Source organism: Pseudomonas sp. FW305-25 (genome assembly GCF_017351415.1).
In the GTDB taxonomy this organism is placed as follows: domain Bacteria; phylum Pseudomonadota; class Gammaproteobacteria; order Pseudomonadales; family Pseudomonadaceae; genus Aquipseudomonas; species Aquipseudomonas chlororaphis.
In genome coordinates, this window is the sequence record NZ_JACNDE010000069.1 from 1 (window position 1) to 11,611 (window position 11,611).

Annotated in this window: 9 protein-coding genes; 6 read left to right on the forward strand and 3 right to left on the reverse strand. The window is 65.9% G+C overall.

The window, feature by feature from the left end; genetic code table 11:
• Nucleotides 1-141: 141 nt before the first annotated feature.
• Nucleotides 142-276, reverse strand: a complete 135-nt coding sequence (locus tag J4E58_RS32090) for a hypothetical protein (protein WP_016702627.1) — start codon at nt 274-276, stop codon at nt 142-144.
• Nucleotides 277-416: 140 nt separating this feature from the next.
• Nucleotides 417-1,355: an alpha/beta hydrolase gene (locus J4E58_RS31515; protein ID WP_087087823.1), complete on the reverse strand. Its 939-nt coding sequence runs from the start codon at nt 1,353-1,355 to the stop codon at nt 417-419.
• 628 nt (nt 1,356-1,983) lie between these two features.
• On the opposite strand from J4E58_RS31515, the gene J4E58_RS31520 reads away from it, so the two are divergent.
• Nucleotides 1,984-3,315 (forward strand): MFS transporter, encoded by a 1,332-nt coding sequence (locus J4E58_RS31520; RefSeq protein ID WP_087087821.1) that lies wholly within the window; start codon nt 1,984-1,986, stop codon nt 3,313-3,315.
• Here the strand turns inward: J4E58_RS31520 and J4E58_RS31525 are convergent.
• Nucleotides 3,312-4,214, reverse strand: a complete 903-nt coding sequence (locus tag J4E58_RS31525) for a LysR family transcriptional regulator (protein ID WP_087087819.1) — start codon at nt 4,212-4,214, stop codon at nt 3,312-3,314. The genes J4E58_RS31520 and J4E58_RS31525 overlap by 4 nt on opposite strands.
• 118 nt (nt 4,215-4,332) lie before the next feature.
• Between J4E58_RS31525 and mdlC the strand changes: the two genes are divergently transcribed.
• The 5 genes from mdlC (at nt 4,333) to J4E58_RS31550 (ending at nt 11,329) form a co-directional block, all read left to right on the forward strand.
• Nucleotides 4,333-5,919 carry a benzoylformate decarboxylase gene (gene mdlC, locus J4E58_RS31530; RefSeq protein WP_087087817.1) on the forward strand — a complete coding sequence of 529 codons (1,587 nt, stop codon included), beginning with the start codon at nt 4,333-4,335 and terminating at the stop codon, nt 5,917-5,919.
• Between the two features lie 92 nt (nt 5,920-6,011).
• Nucleotides 6,012-7,445: an MFS transporter gene (locus J4E58_RS31535; RefSeq protein ID WP_087087815.1), complete on the forward strand. Its 1,434-nt coding sequence runs from the start codon at nt 6,012-6,014 to the stop codon at nt 7,443-7,445.
• A gap of 9 nt (nt 7,446-7,454) precedes the next feature.
• A complete protein-coding gene (locus J4E58_RS31540; protein WP_087087813.1) occupies nt 7,455-8,393 on the forward strand; it encodes a ketopantoate reductase family protein in 939 nt (312 codons plus the stop codon).
• A gap of 75 nt (nt 8,394-8,468) precedes the next feature.
• The gene (locus J4E58_RS31545) at nt 8,469-9,944 is read left to right on the forward strand and encodes an aldehyde dehydrogenase family protein (RefSeq protein WP_087087812.1); all 1,476 of its coding nucleotides are present in this window, start codon (nt 8,469-8,471) and stop codon (nt 9,942-9,944) included.
• 131 nt (nt 9,945-10,075) lie between these two features.
• On the forward strand, nt 10,076-11,329 hold the full coding sequence (locus J4E58_RS31550) for an OprD family porin (protein WP_087087810.1): 1,254 nt from the start codon (nt 10,076-10,078) through the stop codon (nt 11,327-11,329).
• Nucleotides 11,330-11,611 lie beyond the last annotated feature (282 nt).

The window sequence follows — 11,611 nt, forward strand, 5'->3', positions numbered from 1 at the left end:
GCCGGCATCAGGCGGAATGACTGATGCCCTGGGCTGAAAAAAATGCCCGTATCGCGCGATACGGGCATTTTCCATGGGCCTCCACCTGATCCAGGCGGGGCCGGCCGGGAGGCCAGCGGTATTCAGGGGCGGGGGCAAGGCTTACTTGGCGGACTTTCGCACACTGGACGAGCGCCAGGCCTTTTCTTCCCCGGGATGCTGCACGGTCAGGTAGGCCCTCACGCCCAGTCCCGCCAGACAAAAGACCATGCCTGCGATGAATTGAAATGTAGTCATGACATGCCTCCAAAACAATCAACAGGAGACCATCTCATTTAAGCGCTGCCTGGGCCAGCCGGAGTTGTTACAGGTTGTCTAAGGACGAGCTCATCCGGCTGATGCAGAAGGGCATAACGGCAACGGTGCCGGTTCGTGGTTCAACTGGTCGGCACGCGGGCCGGTTCCGCGGTGGCGACCTTCGCCGGCCGAGCATGCAACAAAGTGTTCAGGGCCTGGCGGTAGCGCTCGCCGGCCAGGCGCATGCTGTTGTTGTGAGTGGCTCCGGGAACCAGCAGCAGTTGCTTGGGCTGTCGCGCGGCGTCGAACAATTGCTGGCTGAAGCGCGCCGGCACGTAGCGGTCGTCCAGGCCGTGGACGATCAGCAGCGGCATGCCGATATGGGCGATCTTGTCGAGGGAGTCGAACTTCTGCGACAGCAGCCAGCGCACCGGCAGCGAGGTATTGCCCAGCTCGGCGGCGATAGCGGCCAGGGAGGTGAACGAGGATTCGACGATCAAGCCGCGGGCTGGAATCGGCGCGCCGTCGCTGGCCGCCTGTTGCCCCAGTTGCGCGGCCAGTTCCACCGCCACCGCGCCGCCCAGGGAATGGCCGTAGATCAGGCGTTTGCCGGCGTCGGGTTGCAGCCTTTGCAATTGCTCCCAGGCGATCCGCGCGTCCTCATAGACGCTGGTTTCCGACGGTGGCTCGCCCAGGCTCTGGCCGAAGCCGCGATAGTCGATGGCCAGCACCGAGAACCCCAGGGCGTGCAGTTGCTCGATGCGGAACAGCTGCCCGGTGAGGTTCCAGCGCACCCCATGCAGATAAAGGACGGCCGGCGCATCGGCCCGCTGGGCCGGCCACCACCAGGCATGAATGTTCTGCTCGGGCTTGAGGCTGTCGCCCTTGAACTCCAGTTCGCGTACTCCGGCCGGCAGGCCGCGATACCAACTGGCATTGCCCGGCTCGACGCGAAACACCAGTTCGCGTTCCTTGTGTTCCAGCACCTGGCAGCCCACCGGCAGGCCTATCAACAGCGCAGCCATGCCGAGCAACGACCACCAGCGAGGTCGCCAGCGCGAGAAGAATGAGGAGGACATGGGCTGTGGCACCGCGCACGGATAAAAACCGCGTTTTAGCAGATGTCCCACCGGCACAGTAATCATTTCGCCAATCGGTGGCCGGGGATGCTTTACAAAATGTGGCGGCCGATCCCGGGGCAGGGCGTTGAAAGATAAGGTCACAGCCCTTGAGGCGGATTGTCAGTCCATTGATGAAAAGCTGAGCATCTGCCTTCAGGGTTTTGATTTATTGGATCCATTATTTCTGGGTCCTGTAGCCATTCACGGCCACAGGATCCTCAATAGCCTGTGCCTTTTGAGTCTGGTCGATAATCGCCCGCAAATATCAGTCAATGACTGTTTGATTAAGTCATTGATTTTCATCTTTTAAATAAAAATACCTGAGCATTTCTCCAGGTATTTCAGCCAATTTTCCATGGATTCCCTGGATTTCACCTCTTGTTAATGGATCCATTGGATGGTTGATTAGCCACCTGGCGATGGCGGGCCCCTCCCGACCGTCCCCCGATAAAAACTACAAGAAGGGTCTCGTCATGAATGGCTTATCAAGGGCGCGGAACCGCCTGGGTTCCGTCCGCCGTCTGTCTGTGTGCACGCCGCTGTTTTCCCTCTCGCCGTCGCCGGTAGGCGGCGTGGAGGTGCGTTCATGACGCTCGACCTGAAGAGCCGCGTGGACAGCGGCCCGATGAGTTCCTTCCAATGCCTGGCCATCGGCATCTGCATGGTCTTGAACATGATCGACGGTTTCGACGTGCTGGTGATGGCCTTCACCGCGGCCTCGGTGTCGGCCGAGTGGGGCCTGAACGGGGCGCAGGTCGGTCTGCTGCTCAGCGCCGGGCTGTTCGGCATGGCGGCGGGTTCGCTGTTTATCGCGCCCTGGGCAGATCGGTTTGGCAGGCGGCCATTGATCCTGTTCTGCCTGGCGCTGTCCGGGCTCGGCATGCTGCTCTCGGCCCTGAGCCAGACTCCCCTGCAACTGGCGCTGCTGCGCGGCCTGACGGGCCTCGGTATCGGCGGCATCCTGGCCAGCAGCAACGTGATCGCCAGCGAGTATTCGAGCAAGCGCTGGCGCGGCCTGGCGGTCAGCCTGCAATCCACCGGTTATGCCCTGGGCGCCACCCTGGGCGGGCTGTTGGCGGTGTGGTTATTGGGCCATTGGGGCTGGCGCTCGGTGTTCCTGTTCGGCGGCGCGGTGACCTGGCTGGTGATTCCCCTGGTGCTGCTGTGGCTGCCCGAATCCCTGGACTTCCTGCTTGCCCGCCGCCCGGCCAATGCTCTGGTGCGGATCAATCGCCTGGCACGGCGCCTGGAGCAGCCTGAGCTTGAACATTTGCCGCCAGAGGTGCCCAGGCAAGCCGGCGCGCCCAGTGGTTTCGGCCAGTTGCTGGCGCCGGCCATGCGCCGCACCACCTTGCTGATCTGGCTGCTGTTTTTCCTGGTGATGTTCGGCTTCTACTTCGTCATGAGCTGGACCCCGAAACTGCTGGTGGCCGCCGGGCTGTCGGCGCAGCAGGGGATCACCGGCGGGGTGCTGCTCAGCGTTGGCGGGATCTTCGGCGCGGCGCTGGTCGGCGGCCTGGCCTCGCGCTGGCCCCTGGGCCGGGTGCTGGCGCTGTTCATGCTGATCACCGCCGGCCTGCTGGTGCTGTTTGTCGGCTCGGCCTCGTCGATCGCCGCGGCGCTCGGCCTGGGGCTGCTGATCGGGCTGTTTGCCAACGGCTGCGTGGCCGGCCTCTACGCGCTGTCGCCGGTGGTCTACGACGCCTCGGTGCGCGCCACGGGCGTCGGCTGGGGCATCGGCATCGGCCGCATCGGCGCGATTCTTTCACCGACCGTGGCCGGCTTCCTGCTGGATGGCGGCTGGCAGCCGCTGCATCTGTACGGGGTGTTTGCCAGCGTGTTCGTGATCGCCGCCGGCTGCCTGTTGCTGCTCAAGCCGGCCCGGGCCCAGGCGCAGCCGGCGATGGCCAGCGTCTAGCCCTGGCCCTGGCCGCTGATGATGGCGTCGGCGATGGTGTCGCAGAACCAGCGCAGGGCGGCGGAGCTGTCGCTGTTGGGGTGCCAGTTCAGGGACACGGCGAACTCGGCCACCGGGAACGGCAGTTCGAGCATCTTCAGCTCGCCCTCGTGGATGAACAGCCGGGCGATCTGCGCCGGCAGCACCGCCAGCAGGTCGGTGCCGGGAATGATTTTCGGCAGCACCGAGAAGTGCGGCACATGCAGGCTGATGCGCCGTTCCACGTGCATGTTTTTCAGCACGTCTTCGACATTGCCGTGGCCGCTGGTGCGGGTCACGGCGACGTGCCGTTCGGCGAGGAACTGTTCGAGGCTCAGCTGCTGGTCGATGCGCGGATGGCCGGTGCTCAGCAGGCATACATAACGCTCATGCATCAGCACCCGGCTGCGCACGCCGGGGACCGGCTGGCGGCAGATCGCGGCATCGACCTTGCCGCTGGCCAGCCACTCGCCGACCTGGTCCACCTGCAGCGGCAGGACCTCGACTTCGGCCAGCGGCGCGTCCTGGTTCAGGCGCGCCAGGATCAGCGGCAGGAAGCCGATTTCGCCGAGGTCGGAGAGGGCGATGCGAAAGCGCCGCTCAGTGCTCGCCGGGTCGAACTGGCGGCAGCTCTGCACGGCGCTTTCGATGCGGCTCAGGGACTCGCGCAAGGGGCCGTACAGCTGCTCGGCGACAAAGGTCGGCTGGATGCCGTCGCGGGTGCGGCTGAACAGCGCGTCGTCGAACAGCTCGCGCAGGCGCGCCAGGCCATAGCTGACCGAGGGCTGGGTGACGAACAGACGCTCGGCCGCCAGGGTCACGCTGCGGGCTTCGTAAAGGGTGACGAAGGTGCGGATCAGGTTCAGATCGATGTGGCTCATACCGCCTCTGCTGCCGTTATGAACATAGATAGGTTTTATTTTTGATAGAGATAGTATCGATTTGATCAATTTCGTAGCGGCTGCAAGAGTAACCCGAAACCTAACAACAAGGGTCCTTATGAAAACCGTTCACTCTGCGTCCTACGAGATTCTTCGCGAGCAAGGCCTGACCACTATCTTCGGCAATCCTGGCTCCAACGAGCTGCCGTTTCTCAAGGGTTTTCCCGAGGACTTCCGCTACATCCTCGGCCTGCACGAAGGCGCGGTGGTCGGCATGGCCGACGGTTACGCCCTGGCCAGCGGCAAGCCGACCTTCGTCAACCTGCATGCCGCCGCCGGCACCGGCAACGGCATGGGCGCGCTGACCAATGCCTGGTACTCCCACAGCCCGCTGGTGATCACCGCCGGCCAGCAGGTGCGCTCGATGGTCGGCGTGGAAGCGATGCTGGCCAATGTCGATGCAGCGCAACTGCCCAAGCCCCTGGTCAAGTGGAGCCATGAGCCGGCCTCGGCCCAGGACGTGCCGCGCACCCTGAGCCAGGCGATCCATATGGCCAGCCTGGCGCCGCGCGGGCCGGTGTATGTGTCGATCCCCTATGACGACTGGGCCTGCGCGGCGCCGGCCGGGGTCGAGCATCTGGCACGGCGCCAGGTGGCCAGCGCCGGCCTGCCTTCGATGGCGCAACTGCAAGGGCTGGCCGAGCGCCTGGCGGCGGCACGTAGCCCGGTGCTGGTGCTCGGCCCGGATGTCGACGGCAGTGGCAGCAACGGGCTGGCGGTGCAACTGGCGGAAAAACTGCGGATGCCGGCCTGGGTCGCGCCTTCCGCTTCGCGCTGCCCGTTCCCCACCCGTCATCCGTGTTTCCGTGGCGTGCTGCCGGCGGCCATCGCCGGGATCAGCCGCTGCCTGGCCGAGCACGATTTGATCCTGGTGGTGGGCGCCCCGGTGTTCCGTTACCACCAATACGCCCCGGGCGATTACCTGCCGGCGGACTGTGAGCTGGTGCACCTGACCTGCGACCCGGGCGAGGCGGCGCGGGCGCCCATGGGCGATGCGCTGGTGGGCGATATCGCCCTGACTCTCGAAGCCCTGGTCGAGGTGCTGGCACAGAGCGAACGGCCGCTGCCGAGTGCCTTGCCGCTGCCGGCGCCGGTGCGCGAGGAGGGCGGCCTGCTGCGCCCGGAAACGGTGTTCGACCTGATCAACCAGCTGGCGCCGCGGGACGCGATCTACGTCAAGGAATCCACCTCCACGGTGAGCGCGTTCTGGCAGCGGGTGGAGATGAGCCAGCCCGGCAGTTATTTCTTTCCCGCCGCCGGCGGCCTGGGCTTCGGCTTGCCGGCCGCGGTCGGCGTGCAACTGGCGACGCCCGGGCGACGGGTGGTGGCGATCATCGGCGACGGCTCGGCCAACTACGGCATCACCGCGTTGTGGACTGCTGCCCAGTACGGCATCCCGGTGGTGTTCATCATTCTCAAGAACGGCACCTACGGCGCGCTGCGCTGGTTCGCCGATGTGCTGCAGGTCAGCGATGCGCCGGGGCTGGACGTTCCCGGCCTGGACTTCTGCGCCATCGGCCAGGGTTATGGCGTGCATTCGGTGCATGCCGCGACCCGCGCCGAGTTCGCCGCCGCCTTCAGCGCGGCCCTGGCCGGCAATCGCCCGGTATTGATCGAGGTGCCGACCCTGACCATCGAGCCCTGATTCTCAAGGTCCGGGCTCCCGGCGCCGGACTGAAGATCCGGCAATGCCAAGCGCATCTTGTGCGTACACCACAACAATAAAAAGAGGTGGCTATGAACACGACTTCGGTCAGTGAAGTGATGGAGGCTGGGCCCCAGCGGTCGAGCCCGGTTTCCGGCAGTGCCGACATCGGCACCTTGCTCGACGACGGGCCCTATACCGGGATGCAGAAGATCGTGGTGTTGCTGGCCGCGCTGTCCATCGTGATGGACGGTTTCGACGGCCAGCTCATCGGGTTCGCCATACCGCTGATGATCAAGGAATGGGGGATCACCCGCGAGGCCTTCGCCCCCGCGGTGGCCGCCGGGCTGATCGGCATGGGCATCGGCAGCGCTTGCGCCGGCCTGTTCGCCGACCGTTTCGGCCGGCGCATGGCGGTCATCGCCAGCGTGATCCTGTTCGGCACTGCGACCTGCGCCATCGGCCTGGCGCCGGATGCGTTGACCGTGGCGGCACTGCGCTTTATCGCCGGGCTCGGCATCGGTGGCGCGCTGCCCAGCGCCACCACCATGACCGCCGAGTTCACCCCGGCGCGCCGGCGGACCCTGGCGGTCACCGCGACCATTGTCTGTGTGCCCCTGGGCGGGATGCTGGCGGGGTTGTTCGCCTCCCATGTACTGCCGCTGTACGGCTGGCGCACGCTGTTCTTTATCGGCGGCAGCCTGCCCATCGTGCTGGGCCTGTTGCTGTTGGCGACGCTGCCGGAGTCGCCGCGTTTCCTGGCGCGCCGGCCGCAGCGTTGGGGCGAGTTGACTGCGTTGCTGGACCGTATGGGCCGGCCGATGCCCGAGGGCGTGCGCTACACCGATGCGCTGGAGCAGAAGAGCGAGCAGCAGGGGGGCTTTCGCGCCTTGTTCGCCCCCGGCTACGGGCGCGATACCGTGGCAGTCTGGGTGGCGTTCTTCATGTGCCTGACCGCGGTCTACAGCGCCTTCAGCTGGTTGCCGACCATGCTTTTGTCCGAAGGCTTGTCGCTGGCGGTGGCCGGTTCCGGCCTCACCGCCTACAACCTGGGCGGGGTGATCGGCGCGCTGCTCTGCGCGGTCGCCATGACGCGCTGGGGCTCGTTCTGGCCGCTGCTGATCTGCTGCGCGGGCGGCGCGGCCAGTGCCTTCGCCATGCAGGCCGTGGACGTCAACCAGAACACCAGCCTGCTGATCTTCGGCTTTGGCGTGCATGGCCTGTTCGTCAACGCCGTGCAGTCCACCCTCTATGCGCTGTGCGCCTTTATCTATCCCACCGCCGTGCGCGCCACCGGCACCGCATCGGCCCTGGCTTTCGGGCGCATGGGCGCGATCCTCAGCGCCTTCGTCGGCGCCACGGTGATCACCCAAGGCGGCGCCCACGGTTACCTGACGTTGCTGGGAACGGTGATGGTGCTGGCGCTGATCGCCCTGGTGCTGGTGCGCCGACATATTCCCCGGCGGGCGCCTGGGTTGACCCGGGCCCACAAAGAGAGCCTCGCCGATCAACCCTCACAGCCATAAGGAGGTTCGATGAACATCAGCATTCTCGGGGCGGGCGCCATGGGCTCGCTGTTCGGCGGCCTGCTGGCGGAAAGCGGGCAGAGCGTCACGCTGCTGGACATCAACGACACGCACCTGGAGGCGATCCGTCGCCAGGGCTTGCGCCTGGACACCGACAGCGGCGACCGGCGCGTCGGCGGCTTGAGCGCCTGCCGGCCGGAGCAGGTAACGGGCCAGCCCGACCTGTTGCTGGTCTTCACCAAGGCCCAGCACACCGACAGCGCGCTGCGCAGTATTGCCGGCCATATCGGCGAGCACACGCGGGTGCTGACCTTGCAGAACGGCCTGGGTAACGCCGAAGCGTTGTGCCGTCACGTCGCCCCGCAGCAGGTGATGATCGGCATGACCACCTGGCCCGCCGACATGGTTGGGCCTGCCCACGTCCGCTCCCATGGCCAGGGCATGGTCCGGCTGCTGTCGCTGGAGGGCGTCGAGCGCCAGGGCAGCACCCAGGTGGCCGCGGTGCTGGAGGCCGCGGGGCTGCACTGCGCGGTGGACCCGCAGGTCTGGACCTCGATCTGGGAGAAGGTGGCGTTCAACGCGGCCTTGAACAGCCTGTGCGCCGTCACCGGCTGCACGGTGGGGCAACTGGATGCCGTGCCGCAAGGCCCGGCGCTGGCCCGGGCCATCGTGCTGGAGGTGCTCAGTGTCGCGCAGTCGGTGGGGGTGGCCACGGATGCGCGGCGCTGCCTGGACAGCGTGGCCTATGCCATCGCCCACCACCGGGCGCACAAACCGTCCATGTTGCAGGACGTGCTGGCCGGCCGGCCCACGGAAATCGGCGCGATCAATGGCGAGGTCCTGGCCAGGGCGCGCCAGGCCGGCATCGCCGTGCCGCACACCGAAACCCTGCTGGGGCTGCTGCGCCTGATCGAGGCGCGGGCAGCCACCGGAGGCAGTCATGAATAACCACGCCAACCCGGTTCGGCGCCCTGAGCCGCGAGCCCATTTTTCCTGTGAATCCTGTCCTCAAGGAGCTTTGTCATGAGTGAGTCCCCAGCTGTCTACAGCGACCTGCACCTGCAACCCATCGCCGGGGAATGGCGCACCGGCGCCGCCGGCAAAACCCTGGCGGTGAGCAACCCGTTCGACGGCACGCTATTGCTGGAAGTGGCCCAGGCCAACCGCGCCGACCTGGATGCCGCCTATGCCAAGGCCGCCGCGGTGCAGCCGCACTGGGCGGCGCTCGGACCGTCGGCGCGGGCGGCGGTGCTGCATCAGGTGGTGGCGGTGTTCGACCGGCGCCGCGAGGAGATCGTCGACTGGATCATTCGCGAGTCCGGCAGCACCCGGCTCAAGGCGCAGCTGGAGTGGGGCGCGGCGCGGGCCATCGCCCTGGAGTCGGCATCGTTCCCGGCGCGGGTCCACGGCCGCATCGTCGAGTCCGATGTGCCGGGCAAGGAGAGCCGGGTCTACCGCAGCGCCCTGGGGGTGGTCGGGGTCATCAGCCCGTGGAACTTCCCGCTGCACCTGACCCAGCGTTCGATCGCCCCGGCGCTGGCCCTGGGCAACGCGGTGGTGGTCAAGCCGGCCAGCGATACGCCGGTGTGTGGCGGCCTGCTGCTGGCGAAGATCTTCGAGGAGGCCGGCCTGCCGGCGGGCGTGCTCAGCGTAGTGGTGGGGGCGGGCAGCGAGATTGGCGATGCCTTTGTCGAGCACCCGGTGCCTTCGCTGATCACCTTCACCGGCTCCACCCCGGTCGGCCGCGGTATCGGCCGGATCGCCAGCGGTGGCGCGCACCTCAAGCACGTGGCCCTGGAGCTGGGCGGCAACAGCCCGTTCGTGGTCCTGGCCGACGCCGACCTCGAACAGGCGGTGAGCGCGGCGGTGTTCGGCAAGTTCCTGCACCAGGGGCAGATCTGCATGGCGGTCAACCGGATCATTGTCGACGACAGCCTCTACGACGCTTTCGCCGCGCGCTTTGTCGAGCGGGTCAAGGGGCTCAAGGTCGGCGATCCGCAATCGATCGAGACGGTGATCGGCCCGGTGATCAATGCGCGGCAGTTGCAGGGCCTGCGGGAGAAGATCGAGCTGGCCCGCCGCGAAGGCGCCGAGCCGCTCTACGAGGGCGGGGCCCAGGGCAATCTGCTGGCGCCCCATGTCTACGGCGAGGTCACGGTCGACATGGACCTGGCGCGCAATGAAATCTTCGGCCCGCTGGTGGGGCTGTTGCGCGCGCGGGACGAGGCCCACGCCCTGGAGCTGGCCAACGCCAGCGAGTTCGGCCTGTCCAGCGCGGTGTTCAGCCGCAACCTGGAGCGCGGGGTGAACTTCGCCCGGCGGATTCGCGCGGGCATGACCCATATCAACGACATCCCGGTGAACGACGAGGCCAACGCGCCCTTCGGTGGGGAAAAGAACTCGGGGCTCGGGCGCTTCAATGGCGACTGGGCGATCGACGAATTCACCCGCGATCACTGGATCAGCGTGCAGCACTCGGCGCGTCGTTATCCCTTCTGATGCCTTGAGCTGAGGATATCGCCCGGCCTTTCCCAAAAGAGAGACCGGGCATTTTTGCAGCCGATAAGAGGCGGGCCTGGAGTGGTCTGTCGGGGAACGGCTGCGCCTATGCAAAGCGGAGAACAATAATAATGAACACCCCTCACTGCATCCTCGCGCGCTCGCTGGCCGCGGCTTCACTGGCACTGGGCACGGGCCTGCCGGCCTGGGCCGAAGACGGCGGTTTTTTCAAAGACGCAAAGACTGACCTGGTGCTGCGCAACTATTACTTCAATCGGGATTTTCGCGACCCGGGGGCGGCCAAGAGCAAGGTCGAGGAATGGGCCCAGGGGTTTATCCTCAAGTTCAATTCCGGCTACACCCCGGGTGTTGTCGGCTTCGGCCTGGACGGCATCGCCATGTTCGGCGTCAAGCTCGACAGCGGGCGCGGCACCAGTGGTTCCGAGCTGCTGCCGGTGCATGACGACGGGCGCGCGGCGGACAACTACGGCCGCGCCGGCGTGGCGGCGAAAATGCGCATTTCCGCCACTGAGTTGAAGGTTGGCGAGTTGCTGCCGGACATCCCGCTGCTGCGCTACGACGATGGCCGGCTGCTGCCGCAGACCTTCCGTGGGGCGATGCTCGATTCGCGGGAAATCGCCGGGCTGAGCCTGCAGGCCGGGCAGTACCGTTCGGTGAGCCTGCGCAACTCCTCGGATATGCAGGACCTCTCGGCCTGGGCCGCGCCCGGGGTAACGTCCGATGGCTTCACCTATGCCGGCGCCGAGTACCGTTTCAACCAGCAGCGCACCTTGATCGGCGCCTGGCATGCGCAGCTGGAAGACATCTACCAGCAGAGTTACTTCAACCTGCTGCACAAGCAGCCGGTGGGCGACTGGGTGCTGGGGGCGAACCTCGGGTATTTCATCGACAAGGATGACGGCCAGGCGCGCATCGGCGAGATCCGGAGCCGCACCGCCTATGCCTTGCTCTCGGCCTCAACCGCCGGCCATACCCTGTACCTGGGCTTGCAGAAGGTCAGTGGCGACAGCCCGTGGATGTCGGTGTACGGCAGCAGCGGCCGGACCCTGGGCAACGACATGTTCAACGGCAACTTCAGCAACGCCGACGAGCGTTCCTGGCAGCTGCGTTATGACTACAACTTCGCCGCCATGGGCGTGCCTGGGTTGTTGGCCATGGTGCGCTATGGGCATGGCGAGAATGCCACGACCAAGGCCGGGAGCAATGGCAAGGAGTGGGAGCGGGATACGGAGGTGGGGTATACCTTTCAGAGTGGGAGTCTGAAGAACCTTAGTGTGCGGGTGAATAACGCCACTAACCGGCGCAGTTTCAACAGTGACTTTGATCAGACTCGGGTGATTGTGAGTTATCCGTTGTCGTTTTGAGTCTTGCGACGCCATTGCGGGTAGGAGCGAGGCTTGCCTGCGATGGCAGTTGTTCTGGTGCTGCATTTTTTGGGTCGTGCACACTGCAGTCACGGCGAGCACGTTTGCAGGCTTCTGTAGGAGCAGCCGGTCGACGCTCGATTGCTCGCGATGGCGTCGGCTCTGGCTCTGTATTTTTTGGACGGTGTACATATCCATTTCTGCGGTAATGGCCGCTGGCGGTTTCGCCCTTACGGCGAGTCCCTTTTTACAAACGCCTAAAAAGGAACCAAAAACGCTTTG